This is a genomic window from Variovorax saccharolyticus, from assembly GCF_030316765.1.
In the GTDB taxonomy this organism is placed as follows: domain Bacteria; phylum Pseudomonadota; class Gammaproteobacteria; order Burkholderiales; family Burkholderiaceae_C; genus Variovorax; species Variovorax saccharolyticus.
The window spans coordinates 1-26524 of record NZ_JASZYT010000002.1 but is presented as its reverse complement, the minus strand read 5'-3'; the positions used below and the strand labels follow the sequence as shown (position 1 = coordinate 26524).

The following is a 26524-nucleotide window of genomic DNA, read 5'->3' as shown; positions in this document are numbered from 1 at the left end:
GATGACCACCGCAAGCTCGACCTTCGTCGCCTCCGACGGCGACGGCTACGAACGGGTGATGGGCCGCTGGAGCCGCCTGCTCGCGCTGCCCTTCCTGGACTTCGCCGGCACCGCGGACGGCGAGCGCGTGCTCGATGTCGGCTGCGGCACGGGCCATCTGGCCTTCGCGGTGACGCGCCGCACCGGCGCCGGCGAGGTGCGCGGGGTGGATCTCGCCGAGCCCTACATCGCACACGCCAGGCGCCACAACCAGGATCCGCGCATCGTCTTCGACGTCGCCGACGCCTGCGCACTGCCCTTCGCGGACCGCAGCTTCGACCGCGTGCTCTCGCTGCTGCTGCTGCACTTCGTGCCCGATGCGGGCAAGGCGATCGCCGAGATGCGCCGGGTCGCGAAGCCCGGAAGCGTGGTGGGCGCGGCGGTCTGGGATGCGCGCGGCGGCTTCGTCTCCAACCGCCTGTTCTTCGACACCGCCGCCGCACTCGACCCTGCCGCGCGGGAGCGGCGCGCCCGCAACTACACGCGGCCGATGACCCGACCCGGCGAACTGGCCAAGGCCTGGCGCGACGCCGGCTTCAAGGCCGTGGAAGAGACCTCGCTCGCCATCCGCATGGAGTTCGCCAACTTCGCCGACTACTGGGCGCCCTTCGAAGGCAAGGAGGGCCCTGCCGCGGAGTACCTCGCCACGCTGGCGCCTGACCAGCACGCCCGGCTGCGTGAAGCGGTGGAGTCGGCCTACCTCGACGGCGAGGCCGACGGCGAGCGCTCCTACGCGGCGCTCGCCTGGGCGGTCAAGGGCAAGGCGCCGGCCTGAGCCGCGTCGCAGGCCGGGTCAGCCTGCGTTCTTCAAGGATTGCTTGGCCTTGTCGGCCGAGGACTTCGAGCGGTTCTTGTGATAGCCCGACTTGACGTTGTTGACCGCCTTGCCGACCGGGCCGCTCTTCTGGGCCTCGCTGTCCGCGCGCTTTTCGTCGATCTTGTGCTTGGCTGCGTCGGTGGCCTCCGAGGCGGCCTTTCCGATCTGGGCGCCCGCGCTCAGGACGGTGAGGGAGGCGGCGAGTGCGAACAGCATCTTCTTCATCGGATCTTTCAGGGTTGAGGGGTGAAGCCCGATGGTTTCGTGCGGCCGGGCAGGGGCGCGTCAGCGCTTGCCGCGCCCGGCCCTGGCAGCGAATCGACAGCGCGTGTCAGGTTTTGGCGCGTGTGCGGTTCAAGCCAGTATCCGGAGGGTTTACCCCTAGTTTCGTCCGCTTGACCCAACTATTTAATATATTAAATAATCCCCTCCGACATGGACATGCGCAGCACCGCCTTCTCCCACCGCAACCTGCCGCGCCTGCTGCTGCAGGCGCGCGAGGCCGTGATGGGCCACACGCGGCCGAGCCTGCGCGAGCATGCGCTGTCCGACCAGCAGTGGCGCGTGCTGCGGGTGCTCGGCGAGCACGGCGCGGTCGAGACCGGCCGCGTGGCGCGCGAGGCCTTCATCCTCGGGCCGAGCCTGACCGGCGTGCTGGCGCGCATGGAGCGCGACGGCCTCATCGCGCGCAGCCGCGACCCGGAAGACCAGCGCCGCACCGTGGTCGAGGCCACGGCCCGCGGTCACCAGCTGGTGACGCAACTCTCGACCAGCATCGAGGCGCACTACGCGTGGATGGAAGAGGCCATGGGCAAGGACAAGCTGGCCCAGCTGTACGAGCTCCTCGACGAATTGATCGCATTGGAACAACCATGAGTTACCTACCAACCGGCACCGTCTACGGCGTGCTGCTGAACTTCCGCGCGGAGTTCGACGCACTCGCGCCGCAGATGAACCAGCCGCCCTACAAGGCGCCGCCGAAGGCCCCTGTCCTCTACGTCAAGACCGCCAACACCTGGAGCCCGCACGGCAGCGCGATCGGCGTGCCGGCGCAGGTCGATGCGGTCGAGGTCGGTGCCACGGTCGCGATGGTGATCGGCGTCGACAACGACGTCGAAGGCTTTGTGCTGATGAACGACCTGTCGATCCCGCATGCGAGCTTCTTCCGCCCGCCGGTCAAGTTCAAGTGCGTCGACGGCTTCCTGGGCATCGGCGCGGCGATGCGCGATGCGCAGGAGGTGGCCGACCCGGCACAGTTCAGGCTCGAGGTCCGCATCAACGGCGAGCTGAAGCAGTCGACCGATTTCTCGCAGACCGTGCGCAGCGCGGCACAGCTGCTGGCCCATGTCGGCGAGTTCATGACGCTCGCCCACGGCGACGTGCTGATGCTCGGCTGCGACGCCGGCCGCCCGCTGGCACGCCCCGGCGACCGCATCGAGATCGCGGCGCCGGGTTTCGAGACCCTGGTCAACACCCTCGTGAAGGAGCAGGCATGAAGCACGCGCGCATCCTGTTCGAAAACGCGGTGCACGACGCCGTGGAAGACGGCGGCCGGCTGCGCCTCGCCGACGGCCGCCAGGTCGAGGCCGATGCGGTCTCGTGGCTGCCGCCGCTCAAGCCCGTGCCGCGCCCGCGCACCATCCTCGCGCTGGGCCTCAACTACGCCGACCACGCCAAGGAGCTGGAGTTCAAGGCGCCCGAGGAGCCGCTGGTCTTCGTCAAGGGCGAGAGCACGCTCACCGGCCACCGCCAGCTCACCTACCGGCCGTCGGAGGTGCAGTTCATGCACTACGAATGCGAGCTGGTGATCGTGGTCGGCAAGACCGCGAAGAAGGTGAAGCGCGACGACGCCTACGACTTCATCGGCGGCTACACGGTGGCCAACGACTACGCGATCCGCGACTACCTCGAGAACTGGTACCGCCCCAACCTGCGCGTCAAGAACCGCGACACCTGCACGCCGATCGGCCCCTGGCTGGTCGACGCCAAGGACGTCGCCGACCCGATGGCGCTGGCGCTCAGCACCACGGTCAACGGCAAGCTCACGCAGTCGGGCAACACGAAGGACATGATCTTCGACGCGCCCTTCCTGATCGAGTACTTCAGCAGCTTCATGACCCTGCAGCCCGGCGACCTGATCCTGACCGGCACGCCCGACGGCGTGGTCGACTGCCGACCGGGCGACGTCATCGTGACCGAGATCGCGCAGATCGGCGCGCTGGTCAACACCATCGCCGCGGCCTGAGCGGCACAGCAAACGGAGACAAGATGAAGAAGATGATCAAGCTCGCGACCGCGATGGTCGCGCTGGCCGCATCGGTGGTGGCGCTCGACGCGCCGGCGCAAGGCTATCCGGCCAAGCCGGTGCGCTGGGTGGTCGGCTATCCGGCCGGCGGCGGCACCGACTTCCTGGCGCGCACCGCCGGCGCCCAGCTGTCGCAACAGATCGGCCAGCCGGTGCTGGTCGACAACCGCCCCGGCGCCGCCGCCATCATCGCCTCCGAGAACGTGGCGCGCTCGCCCGGCGATGGCTACACCGTGTTCTCGGCCGACAACGGCGTGCTGGTCTACAACCCGGTCCTCTACAAGAAGCTGCCCTACGACAGCGAGAAGGACTTCGTCGCGCTCGGCATGATGGGGCGCTCGCCGCTCATCATCACGGCCGCGCCGGGCGCGGGCTTCGCCGACGCCAAGGCGCTGATCGCCGCGCTCAAGAAAGAGCCGGGCAAGTACAGCATCGCGACGCCCGGCGCCGGCAGCCCGCACCATCTCGCGCTCGAACTGTTCCAGCGCGAGGCGGGCGTCTCGTTGCTGCACGTGCCCTACAAGGGCGGCGCCCCGGCGCTGCAAGATCTGATGGGCGGCCAGGTGCCGTTGATGATGCTCGACCTGCCGAGCGGCATCAGCGCCGTCAAGGCCGGCAAGGTGGTGCCGCTGCTCGCGATGTCGGGCGAGCGGGTGCCGCAGCTGCCGCAGGTGCCGACCGCGAAGGAACTCGGCTTCGCCGAGGTCGAGGCCTACACCTGGCAAGGCCTGGTGGCACCGGCCGCGACACCGAAGGACATCCAGCTGAAGCTCGGCACCGACCTGCTGAAGGCCATGAACGATCCCGCCGTGCGCCAGAAGCTGTTCGACGCCGGCTGGGAAGCCCGCCCCACCGACGCCGCCGACATGAACCGCTACGTGCAATCGGAGCGCAAGAAGTGGCAGGCGCTGATCGCTTCGCGCGAGATCCGAATCGACTGACCCTGAAAGACATTCCCATGCAGATCGACCACCTCATCAACGGCAAACCGGTCGCCGGCCGCGACTATTTCCAGACCGTCAACCCGGCTACGCAAGAAGTGCTGGCCGAGGTCGCCTCGGGCGGCGAGGCCGAAGTGAACGCGGCCGTGGCCGCCGCCAAGGAAGCCTTCCCGAAGTGGGCCGGCCTGCCCGCGCCCGAGCGCGCCAAGCTGATCCGCAAGCTCGGCGACCTGATCGCCAAGAACGTGCCCGAGATCGCCGAGACCGAGACCAACGACTGCGGCCAGGTCATCGCCCAGACCGGCAAGCAGCTGGTGCCGCGCGCGGCCGACAACTTCTATTACTTCGCCGAGATGTGCACGCGGGTCGACGGCCACACCTACCCGACGCCCACGCACTTGAACTACACGCTGTTCCATCCGGTGGGCGTGTGCGCGCTGATCTCGCCCTGGAACGTGCCCTTCATGACCGCCACCTGGAAGGTCGCGCCCTGCCTGGCCTTCGGCAACACCGCGGTGCTGAAGATGAGCGAGCTGTCGCCGCTGACGGCCGCGCGCCTGGGCGAGCTGGCGCTCGAGGCCGGCATCCCGGCCGGCGTGCTGAACCTGGTGCACGGCTACGGCAAGGAAGCCGGCGAGCCGCTGGTGGCGCACCCCGACGTGCGCGCGATCTCGTTCACCGGATCGACCGCAACCGGCAACCGCATCGTGAAGAGTGCCGGCCTGAAGAAGTTCAGCATGGAGCTGGGCGGCAAGAGCCCGTTCGTGATCTTCGACGACGCCGACCTCGACCGCGCGCTCGATGCCGCCATCTTCATGATCTTCAGCAACAACGGCGAGCGCTGCACGGCCGGTTCGCGCATCCTGGTGCAGCAGTCGATCTATGCCGACTTCGCGGCGAAGTTCGCCGAGCGGGCGAAGCGCATCACGGTCGGCGACCCGCTGGACGAGAAAACCATCGTCGGGCCGATGATCTCGCAGGCGCATCTGGCCAAGGTGCGCAGCTACATCGAGCTGGGTCCGAAGGAAGGCGCCACGCTGCTGTGCGGCGGACTCGGCGCGCCGGAGCTTCCCGACCGCGTGAAGAAGGGCAACTACGTGCTGCCGACCGTCTTCGCCGATGTCGACAACCGCATGAAGATCGCGCAGGACGAGATCTTCGGCCCGGTCGCCTGCCTGATCCCGTTCAAGGACGAGGCCGATGCGATCCGCCTGGCCAACGACATCGCCTACGGCCTGTCGAGCTATGTGTGGACCGAGAACATCGGCCGCGCGCACCGCGTCGCCGCCGCGGTCGAGGCCGGCATGTGCTTCGTCAACAGCCAGAACGTGCGCGACCTGCGCCAGCCCTTCGGCGGCACCAAGGCCTCGGGCACCGGGCGCGAAGGCGGCACCTGGAGCTACGAGGTGTTCTGCGAACCGAAGAACGTGGCGGTGAGCCTGGGCAGCCACCACATTCCGCATTGGGGAGTCTGACCATGGGCAAGCTCGCACTCGCCGCCAAGATCACGCACGTGCCCTCGCTCTACCTGAGCGAGCTGGACGGTCCGCGCAAGGGCAGCCGGCAGGCGGCCATCGACGGGCTCAAGGAGATCGGCCGCCGCTGCCGCGAACTGGGCGTGGACACCATCGTGGTCTTCGACACCCACTGGCTGGTGAACGCGAGCTACCACCTGAATTGCGCGCCGCATTTCAAGGGCGTCTACACCAGCAACGAGCTGCCGCACTTCATCAGCAACATGCCCTTCGAGGTGCCGGGCAACCCGGAACTCGGCAAGCTGCTGGCAAGGACGTGCAACGAATGGGGCGTCGAGACGCTGGCGCACGACGCCACCACGCTCGGGCCCGAATACGGCACGCTGGTGCCGATGCGCTACATGAACGAGGACCTGCACTTCAAGGCGATCTGCGTCTCGGCCCTGTGCACCAGCCACTATCTGAACGACAGCGCGCGCCTGGGCTGGGCCATGCGCCGCGCGGTCGAGGACCACTACGACGGCACCGTGGCCTTCTTCGCGAGCGGCTCTCTGTCGCACCGCTTCGCGCAGAACGGACTGGCGCCGCAGTTCGCCGACCGCGTGTGGAGCCCGCTGCTGGAGCGCATGGACCACGACGTCGTGAAGATGTGGGAAGGCGGCGAATGGTCCGACTTCTGCGCGATGCTGCCGGAATATGCGGCCAAGGGGCATGGCGAGGGCTTCATGCACGACACGGCCATGCTGCTCGGCGCGCTGGGCTGGTCGGCCTACGACGGCCACGCCGAGGTGGTCACGCCCTACTTCGGCTCGTCCGCCACCGGGCAGATCAACGCCGTCTTCCCGGTCACGCCGCAGGACGGCCACGCGATCCCGAAGGCGCAGGCATCGAGCGCCGAAGGCTTCCAGTCCGTTTCACGTCTTTGAGGCCGCCATGCCGCATCTGGTCATCCTCTACACGCCGAACATCGAGCCGGAGACCGACATGGGCGCGCTCTGCCGCACGCTGGCCGACACCATGCTCGAACAGCGCGACGAAGCGGGCGCTCAGGTCTTCCCGACCGGCGGCACGCGCGTGCTGGCCTACCCGGCCGCGCACTACGCGGTGGCCGACGGCAAGGGCGACTACGCCTTCGTCTATCTCAACCTGCGCATGGGGGCGGGACGCAGCGAAGCGGTGAAGAAGCGCGCCGGCGACGCCCTCATCGCGAGCGCGAAGCGGCATTTCGAGCCGGTCTTCGCCCAGCGCCTCATCGGCATCACGCTGAACGTGGACGAAAGCCCCGGCCAGGTCTACGACGGCAAGCACAGCAACCTCCACCCCCTGTTCAACAAGGCCTGAACCATGCTCGACTCCAAGCTCATCCGGCAACTGGCGGCCGAACTCCACGAGAGCGAGAAGTCGCGCGTGCAGGTCGAGCACTTCTCCAAGCGCTACCCCGAGATGACGATCGAGGACGGCTATGCGATCTCGCGCGAATGGGTCAGGACCAAGATCGCCGAGGGCCGCATCGTCAAGGGCCACAAGATCGGCCTGACCTCGCGCGCGATGCAGCAGGCCAGCCAGATCGACGAGCCCGACTACGGCACGCTGCTGGACGACATGTTCTTCGAGCAGGGCGGCGACATCCCCTTTTCGCGCTTCATCGCGCCGCGGGTCGAGGTCGAGCTGGCCTTCGTGCTCGGCAAGCGACTGCAGGGTCCGAAGGTGACCATCTTCGACGTGCTCGCAGCCACCGACTACGTGGTGCCGGCGATCGAGATCATCGATTCGCGCATCGAGCAGTTCGACCGCCACACCAAGCAGATGCGCAAGGTCTTCGACACCATCTCCGACAACGCGGCCAATGCCGGCATCGTGACCGGCGGCCGGCCCGTGAAGCCCGACGCGGTCGACCTGCGCTGGGTCAGCGCGCTGCTGTACAAGAACGGGGTCATCGAGGAGTCCGGGGTCGCGGCCGCGGTGCTCAATCATCCGGCCGCCGGGGTCGCCTGGCTCGCCAACAAGCTGGCGCCCTGGGACGAATGCCTGGAGGCCGGCGAGGTGGTGCTCGGCGGCTCGTTCACGCGGCCGACCGCGGCGCTGCCGGGCGATACCTTCCACGCCGACTACGGCCCGCTCGGCGCCATCTCGTTCCGCTTCGTCTGAAAGAAAAAAACCATGACCACTCCCGCAAACCCCTTCAAGCAGGCCCTGATCGACAAGCGCGCCCAGATCGGCCTCTGGCTCGGCCTGGCCGACGCCTACAGCGCCGAGATCTGCGCCGGCGCCGGCTTCGACTGGCTGCTGATCGACGGCGAGCATTCGCCCAACGGGCTGGCCAGCATCCTCCAGCAGGCGCAGGCGATCGCCGCCTACCCGGGCGTCAACGCGATCGCGCGCGTGCCGCTGGGCCATGGCGATGCCGGCACGGCACTGATCAAGCAGTACCTCGACCTCGGCGTCCAGACGCTGCTGGTGCCGATGGTCGACACCGCGGAGCAGGCGCGCTCGATCGTGCGCGCGATGCGCTATCCGCCCGAGGGCATCCGCGGCATGGGCGGGGCGCGCGCCTCGCGCTGGGGCCGCTACCCCAGCTACGCCAAGGACGCCAACGAGCGCGTCTGCCTGCTGGTGCAGGCCGAGTCGCGCGAGGCGCTGGCCAACCTCGAGGCGATCGCGGCGGTCGACGGCGTCGACGGCATCTTCATCGGCCCGGCCGACCTGTCGGCCTCGATGGGCCATGTCGGCAACTCCGACCACCCCGAGGTGCAGGCGGCGATCGAGGACGCGATCGCGCGCATCCAGCGCGCCGGCAAGTCGGCCGGCATCCTGACGCCCAACGAGGCGCTGGCGCGCAAGTACCTGGCGCTGGGCGCGGGCTTCGTCGCCGTCGGCCTCGACACCAACCTGCTGGTGCGCAGCACCAGCGCCCTGGCGGCGAGCTTCAAGGGCGCCGCCAAGCCCGCGGCGGCCGGCGGCACCTACTGAACGACGGACGATCGATGCGAGGACTTTTGGATGCAAACGTGAGGTAAACGCGGGTGTCGGGCGGCGCGGGTTGCGGGAAGAATATGCCCTCAGCGCGCGGCCTGGCCACCAGGGCGCCGCGACCCTCTGCGGCGCCCCCATTCCGGAGGCGCGACGAGTTCCAACCCGCATCCATCCAATCCGAGGAGACATCGAATGACCATCACCCGCCGCCATCTGCTGCAGACCACCAGCGCCTCCGCGCTGCTGGCCAGCCTGGGCCAGCAAGTGTTCGCCCAGTCGCAAGCCTTTCCGTTCGAGACTGCGCGCCTGATCACCGGCTTCGCGGCCGGCGGCACCTCCGACACCACCTGCCGCCGTGTCGCCACCCGCCTGCAGCCCGACTACGGCCGCGCCGTCGTGGTGGAGAACCGCACCGGCGCAGGCGGCCAGATCGCGGTCACCTACGTCAAGAGCCAGCCGGCCGACGGCGCCACGATCCTGCAGACGCCGACCTCGATCCTCACGATCTATCCGCACATCTACAAGAAGCTGCCCTACGACCCGCTGGTCGACCTGACGCCGGTGACCATCGCCTGCGTGTTCGACTTCGGCTTCGCGGTCGGGCCGGCGGTGCCGCTGTCGGTCAAGACCGTGCCCGAGTTCCTGGCCTGGGCCAAGACCCATCCCGAGGGCGCCAACTTCGGCTCGCCGGCCGCCGGCTCGACGCCGCACTTCATCGGCGCGCTGCTGGGCAAGAGCGCGGGCGTGGAGCTCAAGCACGCAGCCTACCGCGGCACGCAGCCGGCCATGCTCGACCTGCTGGGCGGCAATGTCGCCGCGGTGTCGGGCCCAATTGGCGACATCACGCAGCATCTGCCCACGGGCAAGGTGCGCATCCTCGGCGTCTCGGGCGCCAAGCGCAGCCGCTTCGCGCCCGACGTGCCCACCTTCGAGGAACAGGGCATCAAGGACATGACGCACAGCGAGTGGTTCGCCTTCCTGCTGCCGGCCAAGGCCTCGCCCGAAGTGGTGAACCGCGCCAACGCCGCCTTCAGGACCGCGCTGGCACAGAAGGACGTGATCGACGGCCTGGCGAACTTCGGCCTGGAGGCGATGTCCTCCACGCCCGCCGAGCTCACGGAACTGATCAAGAAAGACACCGCCAAGTGGGCGCCGATCGTGAAACAGGTCGGCTTCACCGCGGAGAACTGACCATGAAAGGGAACTGCAGATGAACACACTCGCCACCCCGTCGCCTTCGGCGCTGGTGCATCCCGCGATCCACCCCGACGAGCGCGCCGCCCGGCTGCAGCTCGCCGCCTGCTACCGCGTGTTCGCGATGCTGGGCTGGACCGAGATGATCTACAACCACATCACGGTGCGGCTGCCCGACAGCGTGACCGGTGGCGAGAAGCAGTTCCTGATCAATCCCTTCGGCCTGCACTACAGCGAGGTCACGGCCGGCAACCTGGTCAAGATCGACCTGCAGGGCCGGGTGCTCGACGGCTCGTCGTACCCGGTGAATCCGGCCGGCTTCACGGTGCACGCCGCGATTCACGACGGCTTGCCGGGCGCGCACTGCGTGATGCACACCCACACCACCGCCGGCGTGGCGGTGGCCTGCCTGCAGGGCGGCCTGCAGCAGACCAATTTCTATACCGCGCAGCTGCACGGCATGGTCGCGTACCACGACTTCGAGGGCATCACGATCCATGCCGACGAAGGCCCGCGCCTGCTCCGGAGCATCGGCGACCGGAACGCGGTGATCCTGCGCAACCACGGCCTGCTGGCCTGGGGCCAGACGCTGCCGCAGACCTTCGCCATCCTCTGGACCCTGCAGCGCGCCTGCGAGATCCAGATGGCGACCTTCTCGATGGGGCCGGCGATTCCGGTCGGCGAGGAGATCGCCCAGCGCTGCACGCGCGATGCTCTGCAATTCAATCCGGCGCACGGCGCCGGCCAGGATGTGTTCGATGCCCTGGTGCGCCAGGTCGACCGCATCGACGACAGCTACAAGAACTGAGGCCATGAAAGTCTGCATCTACGGCGCCGGCGCGATCGGCGGCTGGATCGGCGCGAAGCTCGCGCGGGCGGGATCGACGATCAACGTGGTGGCGCGCGGCGCCACGCTCGAGGCGCTGCGGCGCAACGGGCTCACGCTGGCGAGCGGCGATTCGCGCGTGACGGTGCCGGTCAACGCCAGCGAAGATCCGCGCACGCTCGGCCTGCAGGATCTGGTGATCGTGGCCGTGAAGGCGCCCTCGCTGCCCGCCGTGGCCGAGCAGATCGCTCCGCTGCTCGGCCCCGACACCATCGTGCTGACGGCCATGAACGGCGTGCCCTGGTGGTTCCTGCAGGGCGGCTTCGGCGGCCCCCTGGCCGGTGCGCAGCTGGAGGCGGTCGACCCGGGCGGCCGCATCGACGCCGCGATTCCCGCCCGGCACGTGATCGGCTGCGTGGTGCACGCCAGTTGCGCGCTCGACGGGCCGGGCGTGGTGCGGCATCACTTCGGCAACGGCCTGATCATCGGCGAGCCTTCGGGCGAGGCGACGCCGCGCGCCAAGGCCTTGCTCGACCTGCTGGGCGGCGCCGGCATCGACACCAAGCTGTCGCCGCAGATCCAGAAGGACGTCTGGTACAAGCTCTGGGGCAACATGACGGTCAACCCGATCAGCGCGCTGACCGGTGCCACCACCGACCTGATCCTCAACGACGACCTGGTGCGCGGCTTCATCTCGACGATCATGCTGGAGGCCAAGGCCATCGGCGAGCGCATCGGCGTGCCGATCGCCGACAGCCCCGAGGACCGCCACGCGGTCACGCGCAAGCTGGGCGCCTTCAAGACCTCGATGCTGCAGGACGTGGAAGCCGGCCGCGCCGTGGAACTCGACGCGCTGGTGACCGCGGTGCGCGAGCTGGGCCAGCGCGCCGGCGTCGCGACGCCGTTCACCGATGCGCTGCTGGGGCTGGCTCGGTTGCGCGCGCGCCAGCTCGGGCTCTACTGAGCCGGCGTCGGCGTCGGCGTCGGCGTCGGCGCCTCAGCGCCCCATCAGCACCCGCACCGCCGCCGGCAGCGAATTCACCTGCGGCATGAAGCGGTCGATGGCGGCGCCGAGCAGCACCGCGCTCAGCAGCGCGCCCAGCAGCGGCTTCCAGCTGAGCCGCACCGCCACGGCGAACCAGCCCTCGCGCGCGATGCGCACCGCGGCGCGCGCCGAGACATACGAGAAGGCGATCTCGATCGCCACCGCGAGCAGCGCGTCCCAGCCGAAATAGAGCAGCACCAGCGCGCCGGCGCCGCACACGATGGCGACGCCGATCAGGAAGATGGCCACGACCGGGACCACGAACACCGCGCCCTCGTCGAGGCCGCCCGCGATGTCGAGCGCGCCCCCGCCGGCGTCGGGCAGATCCCCGGCCTCGAACTGGCCGCCCGAGCCCCGCGCCGGCGAAAGCTCGAAGGTGCCGGGGTCCGGCACGTCGGGATCGAAGTTCGTGTTGCGCTGCACCAATCTTCCGGCCCACCAGCGCAGCAGCAGCAGGTAGGCGGCGTAGCCGGCGCCCAGGGTCACCGCATAGCGCAGCGCCAGCGAGTCGACGCCCAGCCGCATCTGCAGGTGCGACACCAGCCACATCAGCAGCAGGATCGCGCTGCCGATCGCGAAGCCGTGCAGTCGCAGGTCGTGGCTGCGATGCAGCTCCTGCTCGACGCGCGACTCCCAGAGCCGGACCGAGCGCCAGTCGGAGAGGATTTTCAAGCGGGCAGCGGCCTTCAGTCCGCCGCGATCGGCACGCGCGGCGCCACCGCGCACATCAGCTCGTAGCCGACGGTGCCACCGGCCTGCGCGACCTCGTCGATCGGCAGCAGGGCGCCCTTCGACGACCGGCCCCACAGCGTGACCTCGGCGCCGATGCCGGCATCGGGCACCGGCGTCAGGTCGACCGTGATCATGTCCATGCTGACGCGGCCGACCATCCGCGTGCGCACGCCGTTCACAAGCACCGGCGTGCCGGTGCTGCAGTGGCGCGGATAGCCGTCGGCGTAGCCGACCGCGGCGACGCCGATGCGCAGCGGCCCTTCGGCACGGAAGCTGGAGCCGTAGCCGATGGTGTCGTCAGCCTTCAGCGTCTGGACGCCGATCAGCCGGGTGGCGAGCGTCATGGCCGGCTGCAGCTGCCAGTGCTCGGCGTCGTGTTCGGGAAAATCGGGGACGCCGCCGTAGAGCAGGATGCCGGGGCGCACCCAGTCGTTGCGGGTCCGGGCCGCGTGGCGCAGGGTGGCTGCGCTGTTGGCGATCGAGCGCTCGCCCGGCAGGTCCTGGGTGGCGCGCTCGAAGACCTCGACCTGGTGGGCGATGCCGCGCTCGCCGTCGGCGTCGCTGAAGTGCGTCATGAGCGAAATCTCGTCGACCTGCGGCAGCGCGTTCAGCCGCGTCCAGGCCGAGCGGAAGCGCTCGGGCGCGAAGCCCAGGCGGTTCATGCCGGAGTTCATCTTGAGGAAGACCCGCTGCGGCGCCTGGGTCTTGTGGGCCGCGAGCATGTCGATCTGGGCGTCGCAGTGCACGGTGTGCCAGAGGTCGAGGCGGGAGCAGAGTTCGAGGTCACGCGGATCGAACACGCCTTCGAGCAGCAGCACCGGGCCGCGCCAGCCCAGCGCGCGCACCCGTTCGGCCTCGGCCAGGTCGAGCAGCGCGAAGCCGTCGGCGGCGCGAAAAGCCTCGAAAACCCGCTCGATGCCGTGCCCGTAGGCATTGGCCTTGACCACCGCCCAGACGCGGGAATCGAGCGCCGCGCGGCGCGCGCGGTCGAGGTTGTGGCGCAGGGCGGCGCTGTGGACAGTGGCAAGGATCGGACGCGGCACTTGAAAATCCCGGCGAAAAGCTGAAATCACTCACACAAAAAAGCCCGGCGATGGGGCCGGAAAGCGCCATTCTGACATCGCGCACCCCATGCTATAACCGCGCACCCGCCTCTGATGCGGAACTCTTTTCCACTATCGCCAGCTCTCCCACCCTGGCCAGCCAGCTCATCGATGAAGCGCGGTTTCTACACCATCATGTCGGCCCAGTTCTTTTCGTCACTGGCCGACAACGCGCTTTTCGTTGCTGCGGTGGAGCTGATGAGAACCAGTGGCGCGCCGGAGTGGCAGCGCGCCGCGCTGGTGCCGATCTTCACCGTCTTCTATGTGGCGCTGGCGCCGCTGGTGGGCGCCTTCGCCGACGCCTTGCCCAAAGGCCAGGTGATGTTCATCAGCAACGCGATCAAGGTGGTCGGCTGCGTGATGATGCTGTTCGGCTCGCATCCGCTGCTGGCCTACGCGATCGTCGGGCTGGGCGCCGCGGCCTATTCGCCGGCCAAGTACGGCATCCTCACCGAGCTGCTGCCGGCCTCCCAGCTGGTCAAGGCCAACGGCTGGATCGAGGGCCTGACCATCGCCTCGATCATCCTGGGCATCGTGCTCGGCGGCCAGCTGGTGGGCCATGCGCTGTCGAGCCAGCTGCTGACCTTCGACTTCCCGATCATCGACACCGGCATCGACACCGCGCCCGAGGCCGCGATCTCGGCGCTGATCCTGGTCTACATCGTGGCGGCCTGGTTCAACACCCGCATCCCGCTGACCGGCGTCGAGATGCGGCCGCTGCGCTCGAACCCGCAGCACGGCATGGTGCGCAACATCGCCGCGCTGCTGCCTGATTTCTGGCAGTGCAACTCGCGCCTGTGGCGCGACAAGCTGGGCCAGATCTCGCTCGCCACCACCACCCTGTTCTGGGGCGCCGGCGGCAATCTCAAGTACATCGTGCTGGCCTGGGCCTCGCTGGCACTGGGCTACAACACGGCGCAGGCCTCCTCGCTGACCGGCGTGGTGGCGATCGGCACCGCGGTCGGCGCCATCGTGGCCTCGGTGAAGATGCGGCTGGACATGGCGACCCGCGTGATCCCGCTCGGGATCGGCATGGGCGTGCTGGTGATCGGCATGAACTTCATCGGCAACATCTGGCTCGCCGTGCCCTTCCTGATCCTGCTCGGCGGCCTCGGCGGCTTCCTGGTGGTGCCGATGAACGCGCTGCTGCAGCATCGCGGCCACAACCTGATGGGCGCCGGCCGTTCGATCGCGGTGCAGAACTTCAACGAGCAGTCGTGCATCCTGATCCTCGGCGCGTTCTACAGCGCCTGCACCGGCCTGGGCCTGTCGGCCTACGCGGCGATCACCGCCTTCGGCATCGTGGTGGCCGGCTTCATGTACCTCATCAAGCTCTGGCACCAGCACAACCTCAAGCGCTACCCGGAAGAAGTCGAGCACCTGCTCGCGATCGCGCGCAGCGACAAGCACCACTGACCCTTGCCTGCTCTCGCGCTGATCTTCAACGCCTTCGTCTGGGGCGTCTCCTGGTTTCCCTTCCGTCAGATCGAAGGCCACGGCCTGCATCCGGTGTGGGCGACCTGCCTGATCTATGCGGCCATCACGCTCGCGATGGCGCTGCTGCGGCGGCATGCCTGGGCGCCCTTCGCCCGGCAGCCGGGCCTGGTGCTGCTGGGGCTGGCGGCCGGCTTCACCAACGTCGGTTTCAACTGGGCCGTGACCCAGGGCGACGTGGTGCGCGTGGTGCTGCTGTTCTATCTGATGCCGCTGTGGAGCGTGCTGCTGGCCTGGGCCTTCCTGGGCGAGCGCCCCAGCCTCGGCGCGCTGGCCCGGGTGGCGCTGGCGCTGGGCGGCGTGGCGGTGGTGCTGAAGTCGCCCGAAGCCGACTGGCCGGTGCCGGCCAGCCTGGCGGACTGGCTCGGCGTGGCGGCGGGCTTCGGCTTCGCGGTGACCAACATCCTCCTGCGCCGGCTGCGCAGCGCGCCCGGCGAGTCGCGCGCGCTGGCGATGTTCGGCGGCTGCGCGGCGATGGCGGGCGCCACCGCGCTGGTCGGCACTGCGCTCGGCGCGATGCCGCCGCCGCCGCTGGCCGACACCGGCTGGTGGGGCTGGGCGCTGCTGCTGGGCACCGGCTTCGTCTTCGCCAACATCTGCCTGCAGTACGGCGCGGCGCGGCTGGCGGCCAGTGCGACCGCGGTGATCATGCTGTCGGAGGTGCTGTTCGCGAGCGTCTCGTCGGTGACGCTCGGCGCCTCGTCGATGGAGGCCCGGATCTGGATCGGCGGCGCGCTGATCGTGGCGGCGGCGGTGTGGTCGTCGTTTGCACGCGCGCCCGCGGCCGGTGATGATCGGCGATCGGTTTCCGCCAAGGACAGCATCCCATGACCAGCATCTACGATTTCGAGGCCCGCCGCATCGACGGCCAGCCCGCCCCGCTTTCCGAATTCCGCGGCAAGGTGCTGCTGATCGTCAACACGGCCAGCAAGTGCGGCTTCACGCCGCAGTTCGAGGGGCTGGAGGCGCTGTACAGGAAATACGCCGGGCAAGGCCTGGCCGTGCTCGGCTTTCCTTCGAACCAGTTCATGAGCCAGGACCCCGGCAGCAACGAGGAGATCGGAGCCTTCTGCACCCGCAACTACGGCGTGAGCTTTCCCATGATGGAGAAGATCGACGTCAACGGCGCCGACGCGGCGCCGCTCTACAAGTGGCTGGTCAAGGAGGCGCCGGGGCTACTCGGCAGCACGGCCATCAAGTGGAACTTCACCAAGTTCCTGGTCGGCAAGGACGGACGCGTGCTCAAGCGCTACGCGCCGGTCGACAAGCCCCAGGACATCGCCGGCGACATCGAGCGCGCGCTCGCCGCCTGATCAGAACCTGAAGTCCGCGGTCTTGGTGGCGCCTTCGAGCACCACGACCTGGCTCTTGGTGACGCCTTCGCTGGCCGCCTCCACCGTGTAGCGGCCGGCCGGCAGGTCGACCAGGCAGATCGGGCCGCTGGCGCGCATCGAGAGCGCGGTGCCGCCCTTCGAATCCCTCACCATCACGTCCACATCGGCCAGGTAGGCGCCGCTGGCACGGGCGAACAGCAGCGCCAGCGGATGCTCCTTCATGGCTGCGCGCATGGCGAGCGATTCGTCCGAGCCGACACCGCCGCAGACGTAGCGGCCGGCATCCTGGACCTTCATGGCCGGCATCCCGTCGGTCTGGGCCTGGGCGAGCCAGGGAGCGGCGGCGCAAGTGCACAGCACGGCGCCGCGCAGCAGGTTTCGCAAAGAGGCATGCATGAGAGTCTCCCGGTAGGAACACGCCTGCATGCTGGCGCGGCGCCGTCGCGCCGGGCGTCGGACCAGAACCCCGGACGCTGTCCGATCAGTCCGCCAGTGCGGCGTCGAGCAGCTCGACCCAGTGCCGCACGGGCGTCTGCGTGCCGCTCTGCAGGTGGGTGATGCAGCCGATGTTGGCCGACACGATGGCGCTCGGCTGCAGCTGGTTCAGGTGGCCCAGCTTGCGATCGCGCAGCGGATAGGCCAGCTCGGGCTGCAGCACCGAATAGGTGCCGGCCGAGCCGCAGCACAGGTGCGACTCGCTGCCCGCCACCCGGATGTCGAAGCCGAGCGCGCGCAGGTTGACCTCGACCCCGCCGCGCAGCTTCTGGCCGTGCTGCAGCGTGCACGGCGGGTGGTAGGCGACCAGGCCGGCGGGCGCCTTCACGCGCCCCTTCAGCAACGGCACCAGTTCGGGCAGCAGCTCGCTCAGGTCGCGGGTCAGCGCGCTGATGCGTTCGGCCTTGGCGGCATAGGCCGGATCGTCCTTGAGGATGTGGCCGTACTCGCGCACCGTCACGCCGCAGCCCGAAGCGTTCATGACGATCGCCTCCACCGCGCCGGCCTCGACCTGCGGCCACCAGGCATCGATGTTGGCGCGCATCTGCGCGCGGCCGCCGTCCTGGTCGTTGAGGTGGAACTTCACGGCGCCGCAGCAGCCGGCGTTCTTCGCGATCACAGGCTGGATTCCGGCGGCGTCGAGCACGCGGGCGGTCGCGCTGTTGATGTTGGGCGCCATCGACGGCTGCACGCAGCCGGCCAGCATCAGCATCTTGCGCACGTGCGCGCGCCGGGGCCAGGCGCCCGCCGGCTGCGGCGCCGGCACCTTGGCCCTGAGCTTGGCCGGCAGCAGACCGCGCACCGACTGGCCCAGCTTCATCGCGGGCGCGAACAGCGGCGAAGGCAGCCCCTCCTTGAGGGTCCAGCGCAGCGCGTTCTCCATCGCCGGCCGCGGCACCTTCTGGTCGACGATCTTGCGGCCGATGTCGACCAGATTGCCGTACTGCACGCCGCTCGGGCAGGTGCTCTCGCAGTTGCGGCAGGTCAGGCAGCGGTCGAGGTGCAGCTGCGTGCTGCGCGTCGGCGTCTTGCCTTCGAGCACCTGCTTGATCAGGTAGATGCGCCCGCGCGGGCCGTCGAGCTCGTCGCCGAGCAGCTGGTAGGTCGGGCAGGTGGCGGTGCAGAAGCCGCAGTGCACGCACTTGCGCAGGATCGCCTCGGCCTCGCGGCCATCGGTGGTGCCCTGGAATTCGGGAGCGAGTTCGGTTTGCATGCGGTGCTACTCAGTGCGCGGGTTGGGCGGGAAGGAGCCGTTCTCGATCGAAGACGGCGTGGGGGTCGAACTCGTTCATGAGCGCACGGTGGATGCGCGCGACCGGCGCGCTCAGGGTGTCGAAGCGGGCTTCGTGGCGGGCTCCGGCCGCGGGCCGCCAGAGCGTGGCGTGGCCGCCGGCGGCGCGGGCCGCGGCCCGCACGCGCTGCGAGTCGCCGGGCCCGGCCAGGACCCAGCGCTGGCCGCCATGCCACTCGACCAGCGGCGCGCCGTCGAGCTCGAGCACCGGCGCGGTCTGCGGCACCGAGAGCCGCCACAGTGCGCGCGCGCCCTCTCGGGCGCCGAACCACGGATGCTGCTGGTCGCGCAGCGACTGCCAGCCGGCGGCGGCCTGCTGCGCGTCCTGCCGCTCGCCGCCCAGCTGCGCGCACGCGGCCTCGACCGCCGCCACCGCGCCGCGCAGGCGCAGCGACAGCACGCCCCGGCCTTCGCGTTCGTGCCAGGCGCTGGCGTTGAGCGGCAACGGCCGGCCGCCCCATTCGTTGAGCAGGCGCAGCGCATCGGCTTGGCTGCAGGCGAAGTCCAGCGTGGCCTCGGCCGGCGCCAGCGGCAGCACCTTGAGGCTGGCCTCGGCAATCAGCCCGAGAGCGCCCATCGATCCGGCCAGCACGCGCGAGACGTCGTAGCCGGCGACGTTCTTCATCACCTGGCCGCCGAAAGTGAGCACTTCGCCTCGGCCGTTGACCAGCGTGATGCCGAGCAGGTAGTCGCGCACCGAGCCGACGCTGGCGCGGGCCGGCCCGCTGAGACCGGCGGCGATCATGCCGCCGACCGTTGCGCCGGGTGCGAAGCGCGGCGGCTCGAAAGGCAGGCACTGGCCCTTCCCGGCCAGCAGCGCCTCGAGTTCGGCCAGCGGCGTGCCGGCGCGCACCGTGACGACCAGTTCGCTGGGCTCGTAGCTGGTGACGCCGGACAGCGCACGGGTATCGAGCAGCTCGCCGCGCGCCGGCTCGCCGTAGAAGGCCTTGGTGTTGCCGCCGCGGATGCTGAGCGTCGCGCGGTCGGCGGCGGCGGCACGGATGCGGTCGGCGATGTCGGTGAGGGCCGTGGGTTCCATCGTTTCTTCTAGTCGGTTGGGGACAGAGCAAAAACTGCTGCGCAGTTTCTTGATCTGTCCCGCGAGGTATTCAGAATCTCGGCAGTTCCGCAAAAGGCATCGCCTGCCCGGCCCGGAACACCTGCTTGCCGTACTCGGCGCAGCGCGAGAGCGTCGGGATCACCTTGCCGGGGTTCAGCCCGCCGGCCGGATCGAAGGCCCGCTTGACGCCGAACATCTGCTCGTTCTCGGCCGCGGTGAACTGCACGCACATGCTGTTGAGCTTCTCGACGCCGACGCCGTGCTCGCCCGACACGGTGCCGCCCATCGCGACGCTGGTCTCGAGGATGTCGGCGCCGAAGAGTTCGCAGCGGTGCAGCTCGTCGGGATCGTTGGCGTCGAACAGCACCAGCGGATGCAGGTTGCCATCGCCGGCGTGGAACACGTTGCAGCAGCGCAGCCGGTACTTCTTCTCCATCTCCTGGATCGCCAGCAGGATGTCGGCCAGCCGCTTGCGCGGGATGGTCGAATCGAGGCACATGTAGTCGGGGCTGATGCGCCCGGAGGCCGGGAAGGCGTTCTTGCGGCCGCTCCAGAACTTGAGCCGCTCGTCCTCGTTCTGGCTCACCGCGATCGCGGTGGCGCCGCAGCCGCGCAGCACCTCGGTCATGCGGCCGATCTCTTCCTCGACCTCCTCGGAGGTGCCGTCGGATTCGCACAGCAGGATCGCCGCGGCCTCGAGGTCGTAGCCGGCGCGCACGAAGTCCTCGACCGCGGCGGTCATGGGCTTGTCCATCATCTCGAGGCCGGCCGGGATGATGCCGGCGGCGATCACCGCGGCGACCGCGTCGCCGGCTTTCCGGACATCGTCGAAGCTGGCCATGATGCAGCGTGCCAGCTGCGGCTTGGGCACCAGCTTGACCGTGACCTCGGTGGTCACGGCCAGCATGCCCTCGCTGCCGATCACCAGCGCCAGCAGGTCGAGGCCGGCGCAGTCGAGCGCCTCGCCGCCGAATTCGATCGGCTCGCCCTCGGCCGTGAAGCCGCGCACCCGAAGCACGTTGTGCAGGGTGAGCCCGTACTTGAGGCAGTGCACGCCGCCCGAGTTCTCGGCCACGTTGCCGCCGATGGTGCAGGCGATCTGGCTCGACGGGTCCGGCGCGTAGTAGAGGTTGAAGGGCGCCGCCGCCTCGCTGATCGCGAGGTTGCGCACGCCGCACTGCACGACCGCGGTGCGGCTCACCGGGTCGATCTTCAGGATCCGGTTGAACTTGGCGAGCGACATCGTGACACCCATCGCGTGCGGCATCGCGCCCCCCGAAAGCCCGGTGCCCGCGCCGCGCGCCACCACCGGCACGCCGAGGCCGTGGCAGGCCTTGAGCACCGCCGACACCTGCGCCTCGGTCTCGGGCAGCGCCACCACCAGCGGGCGCTGGCGGTAGGCCGTGAGGCCGTCGCATTCGTAGGGCACGGTGTCTTCGGCATGCCAGATCAGCGCATGGGCCGGCAGGTGCGGCTGCAGCGCCTGCACCACCTGGGCCTGGCGGGTCGATGCCGACAGCGAAGCCTGTTCGGCGGAGGCGAGCGGCGCGTTCATGTGGACTCCTTCAGCGGACGACCATCAGTGTGAATGGCCAGACGTAGGCCTGGAGTGTCACGTACAGGCCGACCAGGCAAGCCAGCGCGATCGAGTGGAAGAACACGAAGCGCAGGATGTCGCCTTCGTGGTTGAACCAGCGGGTGGCGGTGGAGGCCACCACGATCGACTGCGCATCGATCATCTTGCCCATCACGCCGCCCGAGCTGTTGGCCGCGCCCATCAGGTTGGGCGACAGGCCGAGCTGCTCGGCCGCGACCTTCTGCATGCCGCCGAACAGCACGTTCGATGCGGTGTCGGAGCCGGTCATGGCAACGCCGATCCAGCCCATCAAGGTGCCGAAGAAGGGATAGAAGGCGCCGGTGTTGGCGAAGGCCAGACCCAGCGTGGTGTCGGTGCCCGAGAAGCGCGTGAGCGTGCCGAGCGCCAGCATCAGCACGATGGTGAGCAGCGAATAGCGCACCAGCCACAGCGTGCGGAAGAAGGTGCGCACGATCTCGACCGGGCTGTAGCGCATGAACAGCGCGCTGACGATCGCCGCCAGCAGGATGCCGGTGCCGGTGGCCGACAGCAGGTTGAGCACGTAGACCGCCGCTTCCTTGTGCGGCACGGGCACCACGGGCGGCACCTTCTCGATCAGGTTGTGCAGGCCGGGCATCGGGAACGACGGCGCGAAGATGCCGTTGAGCGCGTTCTTGACCGCCGGCAGGCCCCAGATGAAGACGAACACCGACAGGATCAGCCAGGGCATCCAGGCCCGCACCAGCGCGGCCCGGCTGTGGGTCACCAGCGGCTGCGGCGGCTTGGCCTCGTGGGCGCTGACGTCGTGGCCCTTGAGCGACGGCGAATGCCAGATCTTGCGCGGCTGCCAGACGCGCAGGAACAGCACCAGGCTGACCATCGAGACGATCGCCGCGATGATGTCGACCAGCTCGGGGCCGATGAAGTTCGACACCAGGTACTGGGGCACCGCGAAGGACACGCCGGTCACGAGGATGGCCGGCCAGATCTCCATCATCGCCTTGCGCCCGGCAAAGGCCCAGATCAGCCAGAACGGCACCAGCAGCGAGAAGAAGGGCAGCTGGCGGCCGATCATCGCCGTGACCTCCATCAGGTCGTAGCCGTGCACCTTGGCCAGCGTGATGACCGGCGTGCCGAGCGCGCCGAAGGCCACCGGCGCGGTGTTGGCGATCAGGCTCAGGCCCGAGGCGGCCAGCGGCGAGAAGCCCAGGCCGATCAGGATGCCGGCCGTGACCGCGACCGGCGTGCCGAAGCCGGCGGCGCCTTCGAAGAAGGCGCCGAAGCAGAAGGCGATCAGCAGCAGCTGGATGCGGCGGTCTTCGGTGATGCCCGAGAGCGAATCCTGAAGCACCTTGAAGCTGCCGTTCTGCTCGGCGAGCTGCTGCAGGAAGATGATGTTGAGCACGATCCAGCCGATCGGCAGCAGGCCGGTGAAGCCGCCGAACAACGCCGCGCGGCCGGCCATGTCGGCCGGCATGCCGTAGGCGAACACCGCGACGGCGATCGCCGCCAGCAGGCCCATGCCGGCGGCGATGTGGGCCTTGATGTGAAAGAAGCCCAGGGCCGCCAGCATCACCACCACCGGTATCGCGGCCAGCGCGGTGGAGATGATCATGTTGCCGAAGGGATCGTAGATTTGCTGCCAGCTCATGGCGGTTCTCCCAGAAGTTGTGTCTCGTTTCTGGACCGAACTTTAAGGACCCAAGGCCTTGCCGAGTTGAAGGTTTTTCGCGGCCGCCTTGAAATTTGCTCGAACTAGCTCAGGGTTTCCACCAACCACTCGGCAAAGGCCTCGCACTCCCAGCGATCGAGCGTGCCGGGCTGCCAGCAGACGTAGTGGCGGTGCGGCGATGGCACGGGACGGTCAGACAGCGGCACCAGCCGGCCGGACTCGAGCCACTGCGCGCCCAGCTTCTGCCGCACCAGGGCGACGCCGAAGCCGCTGGCCGCGGCATCGTAGACCAGCCCGAGGTCGTTGAACTGCGAGCCGAGCTGAGGCTCGGGATGGTCCAGCCCGCAGCTGGCGAACCAGGTGCTCCAGGGCTCCAGCGGGCTGCGGATCAGCCGCGCATTGGCGATCTCGGCATCGGTGCGGAAACCGTTGAAGGGACCGAACTCGTTCAGGTAGCTCGGGCTGCAGGCCGGCACCACCGTCTCCTCGAGCAGCAGCCGGCTCTCGCAGTCGGCATAGGCGCCGGGGCCGTAGCGCACCTCGAGGTCGGCCTGCTCGGCCGTGACGTCGAGCAGCGGGATCGACACCTGCAGCACCAGGTCGACGTCCGGGTAGATGTTGCGGAACAGCTCGAGCCGCGGCATCAGGAACTGGCGGCTGAAGGTCGGCGTGACCGCCAGCCGCAGCCGCGTCGCGCGCGGCGAGGCGTCGCCGTTCGGCACCGCCTGCAGCGCGGCCAGCCCGGCGCGCACGTTGACGAGGTAGGCCGCGCCGTCGGCGGTCAGGCTGAAGTCGCCGCGGCCGAAGAGCTTGAGGCCCACGTGCGACTCGAGCTGCCGGATGCGATGGCTCACCGCGCTGGGCGTGACGCAGAGCTCGTCCGCCGCCCGGCCCGCATGGCGCAGCCGGGCCACCGCCTCGAAGGTCAGCAGGCACTGGATCGGCGGAATGTGCTGGAGGGCCATGCGCGGCGCTCAGTCCTCGAAGAAGGCCACCGGCAGGCCGGGGGTGTCGACGCGGATCCGGATCACCGAGCCCGACGCCGGCCGCTCCTCGAGTTCGGCCTCGGGCCGGCCGCGGCGGGCGCTGGTGACGAACAGCGTCCTGAGGTCGTCGCCGCCGAAGCAGGGCATGGTCGGGCACTGGACCGGCGTCGGCAGTGTCGCCACCCGCTCCCCCGAAGGGGCGAAGCGCAGCAGCTGGCCGCCCTCGAACATCGACACCCAGTAGTGGCCGTCGGCATCGATCGTGGCGCCGTCGGGCCGGCCTTCGTAGCGCTGCGGCGAAGCCGGCGTCCAGCCCGCGGGCTTGTCCCCGAACTGCTGGAAGACGCGCTCGCGCGACAGGGTGTTGACGCCCGCGGCCCAGGCCCAGGCACGCACCTTGTGGGCAGCGGTATCGGCCCAGTAGACGGTGGCGTCGTCGGGCGCGAAGGCCAGTCCGTTGGCGGTGGTGGCCTGGTTCGCCTTCTGCACCAGCGTCGGTGCCCGGCCGCCGCGGGCATCGAGGCAATAGAGCGCTGCGTTGGCCCGGTCCTTGGCCTCGTTGATGGTGCCGGCCCAGAAGCGGCCCATCGCGTCGCACTTGCCGTCGTTGAAGCGCATGGTGCGGATGTCGTGGTCGACGGTCGCCAGCGGCTTCAGTGCCGCGCCCCAGCCGGCGGCGCGGTAGACGCCGTCGCGCAGCGCGATCACCAGCCCGCCGCGCCGCGCCGGCGCCATGCAGCCGGGTTCGGTCGGCAGGTTCCAGCGCTCGACCGTGGGCTGGTGGTCGATCTCGCCGCGCGTGCGCAGCACCGCGCGGCCGGGGATGTCGAGCCAGTAGAGCGAGCGTTCGCCCGGATGCCAGAACGGCGACTCGCCGAGCTGGCAGAGGCTGTCATCGAGAGTGGTCCACATCAGAAAATTATGCGCGCCCCCGACGCCCCAAAACCAAGAGCCCCGCAAGCGGGGCTCCTGGTCGGGTGAAGCGAGGCCGGCGCAGCCAGGCCCGTCGGTGAAACACCGCGGATCCGGCTTTGCCGGTCCGCTGGTGTTGCCCCCGGTAGGGGGTGGGCGCCCGGACACGAAGTGCCGGGCAACCTGGGGGCGAGCAACAGCCTCTAGCGGTTGTAGGCGGTTTCGCCGTGGGAAGAGATGTCGAGGCCTTCGCGCTCTTCTTCTTCCGACACCCGCAGACCGATGGTCAGGTCGGCGATCTTGAAGGCGATGAACGCCACCACGGCGGACCAGACGACCGTCAGCACGACGGCCTTGAGCTGGATCCAGACCTGGGCGCCGATGCCGTTGGAGACGATGCCCGCCGTGACCCAGTCGCCCACCAGGCCGGGGCCGCCCAGCGCCTGGGTGTTGAACACGCCGGTCAGCAGCGCGCCGACGATGCCGCCGACGCCGTGGACGCCGAAGACGTCCAGCGAGTCGTCCGCACCGAGCATGCGCTTGAGGCCGTTGACGCCCCAGAGGCAGGCGAAGCCGGCGACGAAGCCGATGATGATCGCGCCCATCAGGCCGACGTTGCCGGCGGCCGGGGTGATCGCCACCAGGCCGGCGACGGCGCCGGAAGCGGCACCCAGCATCGAGGCCTTGCCGCGCATCAGCGCTTCACCGATGGACCATGCGAGCACGGCGGCGGCGGTGGCCGAGAAGGTGTTCATGAAGGCCAGCACGGCGCTGGTGCCGGCTTCGAGGGCGGAGCCGGCGTTGAAGCCGAACCAGCCGACCCACAGCAGCGAGGCGCCGACCATGGTGAGCGTCAGCGAGTGCGGCGTGAACGACTCCTTGCCGTAGCCGATGCGCTTGCCGACCAGGTAGGCACCCACGAGACCGGCGACGGCCGCGTTGATGTGCACCACGGTGCCGCCCGCGAAGTCGAGCGCGCCCCATTGCCAGATCAGGCCGGCCTTGTCGTTCAGGCCGTCGACCACTTCCTTGGTGGTGTAGGCGTCCGGGCCCATCCAGAACCAGACCATGTGCGCGATCGGCGCATAGCTGAAGGTGAACCAGATCACCATGAACAGCAGCACGGCCGAGAACTTGATGCGCTCGGCGAAGGCGCCGACGATCAGGCAGCAGGTGATGCCGGCGAAGGTGGCCTGGAAGGCGGCGAACAGCAGTTCGGGGATGTAGACGCCCTTGCTGAAGGTCGCGCCGGGTGCGAACACGCCGGTGGCCGGATCGAAGATCCCCTTCATGAAGAGCCGGTCGAAGCCGCCTATGAAGGCGTTCCCCTCGGTGAAGGCCAGGCTGTAGCCGTAGATCAGCCACAGCACGACGATCATCGAGAACGTGACCATCACCTGCATCAGCACCGACAGCATGTTCTTGCTGCGCACCAGGCCGCCGTAGAACAGCGCCAGGCCGGGAATGGTCATCATGATCACGAGAAGCGTCGAGACCATCATCCAGGCGGTGTCGCCCTTGTTGAACGAGGGTGCCGGGGCGGCAGCGGCCGCATCGGCGGGCGCGGCGGCCGCAGGTGCGGCCGCGGCGGGCGCGGCCGGTGCGGCGGCGGGCGCCGAGGCTTCAGCCGCGGGTGCGGCGGGCGCCTGCGCGAAGCCGGAGGTACCGGCGCCGAGCAGGCTCAGGCCCAGCGCGAGTGAGACAAGGAATTTTTTCATTTCGGTTTTTACTTTCGTGCCTTGCGTGTCAAAGGGCTTCGCGGCCCGTTTCACCGGTGCGGATGCGCACGACCTGCTCCAGGTCGTAGACGAAGACCTTGCCGTCGCCGATCTTGCCGGTGCGCGCCGCGCTCTCGACCGCCTCGATCACGCGCTCCACCAGTTCGTCGGCCACAGCGGCTTCGATCTTGACCTTCGGCAGGAAGTCGACGACGTACTCGGCGCCGCGGTACAGCTCGGTGTGGCCCTTCTGGCGTCCGAAGCCCTTGACCTCGGTGACCGTGATGCCCTGCACGCCGATGGCCGACAGTGCCTCGCGCACCTCGTCGAGCTTGAATGGTTTGATGATGGCTGTGACCAGCTTCATGATGTTTCTCCTACGAATGAAAGAGGACGGCGCGGCGGCGAACCGCGCCGCGAGCGTTTACAGCGTCTTGGTCAGCATCAGGATGAAGCGGGTCTTGTTGGGCGAGAAGGTGGTCTGGCCGAAGGTGACGCCGTTGATGTCCACGCCGGGGCTGGCGACCAGGTTGAAG

General features: G+C 69.1%; 28 protein-coding genes. 16 read left to right on the top strand and 12 right to left on the bottom strand.

From position 1 onward, the window contains the following. Position 1 precedes the first annotated feature (1 nt). The gene (locus QTI45_RS06025; protein ID WP_286373469.1) at positions 2-814 is read left to right on the top strand and encodes a class I SAM-dependent methyltransferase; all 813 of its coding nucleotides are present in this window, start codon (positions 2-4) and stop codon (positions 812-814) included. Positions 815-832: 18 nt separating this feature from the next. On the opposite strand, the gene QTI45_RS06020 is transcribed toward QTI45_RS06025, so the two are convergent. Beyond that, complete coding sequence (locus QTI45_RS06020; protein WP_286373470.1) at positions 833-1081, bottom strand: hypothetical protein; 249 nt, start codon at positions 1079-1081, stop codon at positions 833-835. 216 nt (positions 1082-1297) lie between these two features. On the opposite strand from QTI45_RS06020, the gene hpaR reads away from it, so the two are divergent. The 12 genes from hpaR to QTI45_RS05960 all read left to right on the top strand — a co-directional run bounded on the left by hpaR (position 1298) and on the right by QTI45_RS05960 (position 11534). Beyond that, entirely contained in the window at positions 1298-1732 is a 435-nt protein-coding gene (gene hpaR, locus QTI45_RS06015) for a homoprotocatechuate degradation operon regulator HpaR (RefSeq protein WP_286373471.1), read from the top strand. Beyond that, on the top strand, positions 1729-2352 hold the full coding sequence (locus QTI45_RS06010; protein ID WP_286373472.1) for a fumarylacetoacetate hydrolase family protein: 624 nt from the start codon (positions 1729-1731) through the stop codon (positions 2350-2352). Before hpaR ends, QTI45_RS06010 begins: the two co-directional genes overlap by 4 nt. After that, positions 2349-3101 (top strand): fumarylacetoacetate hydrolase family protein, encoded by a 753-nt coding sequence (locus QTI45_RS06005; RefSeq protein WP_286373473.1) that lies wholly within the window; start codon positions 2349-2351, stop codon positions 3099-3101. Before QTI45_RS06010 ends, QTI45_RS06005 begins: the two co-directional genes overlap by 4 nt. A gap of 23 nt (positions 3102-3124) precedes the next feature. After that, positions 3125-4102, top strand: coding sequence for a Bug family tripartite tricarboxylate transporter substrate binding protein (locus QTI45_RS06000; RefSeq protein WP_286373474.1), 978 nt, complete (start codon positions 3125-3127; stop codon positions 4100-4102). 17 nt (positions 4103-4119) lie between these two features. Next, complete coding sequence (hpaE, locus tag QTI45_RS05995) at positions 4120-5577, top strand: 5-carboxymethyl-2-hydroxymuconate semialdehyde dehydrogenase (protein WP_286373475.1); 1458 nt, start codon at positions 4120-4122, stop codon at positions 5575-5577. A gap of 2 nt (positions 5578-5579) precedes the next feature. Next, on the top strand, positions 5580-6503 hold the full coding sequence (hpaD, locus tag QTI45_RS05990; protein WP_286373476.1) for a 3,4-dihydroxyphenylacetate 2,3-dioxygenase: 924 nt from the start codon (positions 5580-5582) through the stop codon (positions 6501-6503). Positions 6504-6510: 7 nt separating this feature from the next. Next, positions 6511-6918 (top strand): 5-carboxymethyl-2-hydroxymuconate Delta-isomerase, encoded by a 408-nt coding sequence (locus tag QTI45_RS05985; protein ID WP_286373477.1) that lies wholly within the window; start codon positions 6511-6513, stop codon positions 6916-6918. Positions 6919-6921: 3 nt separating this feature from the next. Then, positions 6922-7725 carry a 2-oxo-hept-4-ene-1,7-dioate hydratase gene (hpaH, locus tag QTI45_RS05980; RefSeq protein WP_286373478.1) on the top strand — a complete coding sequence of 268 codons (804 nt, stop codon included), beginning with the start codon at positions 6922-6924 and terminating at the stop codon, positions 7723-7725. A gap of 12 nt (positions 7726-7737) precedes the next feature. Continuing rightward, positions 7738-8547 carry an aldolase/citrate lyase family protein gene (locus QTI45_RS05975; protein ID WP_286373479.1) on the top strand — a complete coding sequence of 270 codons (810 nt, stop codon included), beginning with the start codon at positions 7738-7740 and terminating at the stop codon, positions 8545-8547. Between the two features lie 195 nt (positions 8548-8742). Then, positions 8743-9741 carry a Bug family tripartite tricarboxylate transporter substrate binding protein gene (locus QTI45_RS05970; protein WP_286373480.1) on the top strand — a complete coding sequence of 333 codons (999 nt, stop codon included), beginning with the start codon at positions 8743-8745 and terminating at the stop codon, positions 9739-9741. A 19-nt stretch (positions 9742-9760) separates the two neighbouring features. Beyond that, complete coding sequence (locus QTI45_RS05965) at positions 9761-10552, top strand: class II aldolase/adducin family protein (RefSeq protein ID WP_286373481.1); 792 nt, start codon at positions 9761-9763, stop codon at positions 10550-10552. Positions 10553-10556: 4 nt separating this feature from the next. Continuing rightward, a complete protein-coding gene (locus tag QTI45_RS05960) occupies positions 10557-11534 on the top strand; it encodes a 2-dehydropantoate 2-reductase (RefSeq protein WP_286373482.1) in 978 nt (325 codons plus the stop codon). A 33-nt stretch (positions 11535-11567) separates the two neighbouring features. Here QTI45_RS05960 and QTI45_RS05955 read toward each other — a convergent pair whose 3' ends face one another. Both QTI45_RS05955 and alr read right to left on the bottom strand, forming a co-directional pair. After that, positions 11568-12287 (bottom strand): hypothetical protein, encoded by a 720-nt coding sequence (locus QTI45_RS05955; RefSeq protein ID WP_286373483.1) that lies wholly within the window; start codon positions 12285-12287, stop codon positions 11568-11570. Between the two features lie 14 nt (positions 12288-12301). Continuing rightward, positions 12302-13390, bottom strand: coding sequence for an alanine racemase (alr, locus tag QTI45_RS05950; protein WP_286373484.1), 1089 nt, complete (start codon positions 13388-13390; stop codon positions 12302-12304). Positions 13391-13561: 171 nt separating this feature from the next. On the opposite strand from alr, the gene lplT reads away from it, so the two are divergent. From lplT to QTI45_RS05935, 3 genes are read left to right on the top strand one after another with little or no spacing between them, the layout of a single operon-like run. After that, a complete protein-coding gene (gene lplT / locus QTI45_RS05945) occupies positions 13562-14866 on the top strand; it encodes a lysophospholipid transporter LplT (RefSeq protein ID WP_286373485.1) in 1305 nt (434 codons plus the stop codon). A 3-nt stretch (positions 14867-14869) separates the two neighbouring features. Next, positions 14870-15775, top strand: a complete 906-nt coding sequence (locus QTI45_RS05940) for a DMT family transporter (protein ID WP_286373486.1) — start codon at positions 14870-14872, stop codon at positions 15773-15775. Next, entirely contained in the window at positions 15772-16257 is a 486-nt protein-coding gene (locus QTI45_RS05935) for a glutathione peroxidase (protein ID WP_286373487.1), read from the top strand. Before QTI45_RS05940 ends, QTI45_RS05935 begins: the two co-directional genes overlap by 4 nt. Here QTI45_RS05935 and QTI45_RS05930 read toward each other — a convergent pair whose 3' ends face one another. The 9 genes from QTI45_RS05930 to glnK form a co-directional block, all read right to left on the bottom strand. After that, positions 16258-16674: a carboxypeptidase-like regulatory domain-containing protein gene (locus QTI45_RS05930; RefSeq protein ID WP_286373488.1), complete on the bottom strand. Its 417-nt coding sequence runs from the start codon at positions 16672-16674 to the stop codon at positions 16258-16260. A gap of 85 nt (positions 16675-16759) precedes the next feature. Next, positions 16760-17986 (bottom strand): glycolate oxidase subunit GlcF, encoded by a 1227-nt coding sequence (gene glcF, locus QTI45_RS05925; protein ID WP_286373489.1) that lies wholly within the window; start codon positions 17984-17986, stop codon positions 16760-16762. Between the two features lie 10 nt (positions 17987-17996). After that, positions 17997-19103 carry a glycolate oxidase subunit GlcE gene (gene glcE, locus QTI45_RS05920; RefSeq protein WP_286373490.1) on the bottom strand — a complete coding sequence of 369 codons (1107 nt, stop codon included), beginning with the start codon at positions 19101-19103 and terminating at the stop codon, positions 17997-17999. A gap of 70 nt (positions 19104-19173) precedes the next feature. After that, positions 19174-20679 (bottom strand): FAD-linked oxidase C-terminal domain-containing protein, encoded by a 1506-nt coding sequence (locus tag QTI45_RS05915; protein WP_286373491.1) that lies wholly within the window; start codon positions 20677-20679, stop codon positions 19174-19176. Between the two features lie 10 nt (positions 20680-20689). Continuing rightward, positions 20690-22351 carry an L-lactate permease gene (locus tag QTI45_RS05910; RefSeq protein ID WP_286373492.1) on the bottom strand — a complete coding sequence of 554 codons (1662 nt, stop codon included), beginning with the start codon at positions 22349-22351 and terminating at the stop codon, positions 20690-20692. A gap of 104 nt (positions 22352-22455) precedes the next feature. Beyond that, complete coding sequence (locus QTI45_RS05905) at positions 22456-23337, bottom strand: LysR substrate-binding domain-containing protein (protein ID WP_286373493.1); 882 nt, start codon at positions 23335-23337, stop codon at positions 22456-22458. A gap of 9 nt (positions 23338-23346) precedes the next feature. Next, positions 23347-24270, bottom strand: a complete 924-nt coding sequence (locus QTI45_RS05900) for an SMP-30/gluconolactonase/LRE family protein (RefSeq protein WP_286373494.1) — start codon at positions 24268-24270, stop codon at positions 23347-23349. A 203-nt stretch (positions 24271-24473) separates the two neighbouring features. After that, the gene (locus QTI45_RS05895) at positions 24474-25988 is read right to left on the bottom strand and encodes an ammonium transporter (RefSeq protein ID WP_286373495.1); all 1515 of its coding nucleotides are present in this window, start codon (positions 25986-25988) and stop codon (positions 24474-24476) included. Between the two features lie 28 nt (positions 25989-26016). Next, on the bottom strand, positions 26017-26355 hold the full coding sequence (glnK, locus tag QTI45_RS05890) for a P-II family nitrogen regulator (RefSeq protein ID WP_162565354.1): 339 nt from the start codon (positions 26353-26355) through the stop codon (positions 26017-26019). Between the last annotated feature and the right edge of the window lie 169 nt (positions 26356-26524).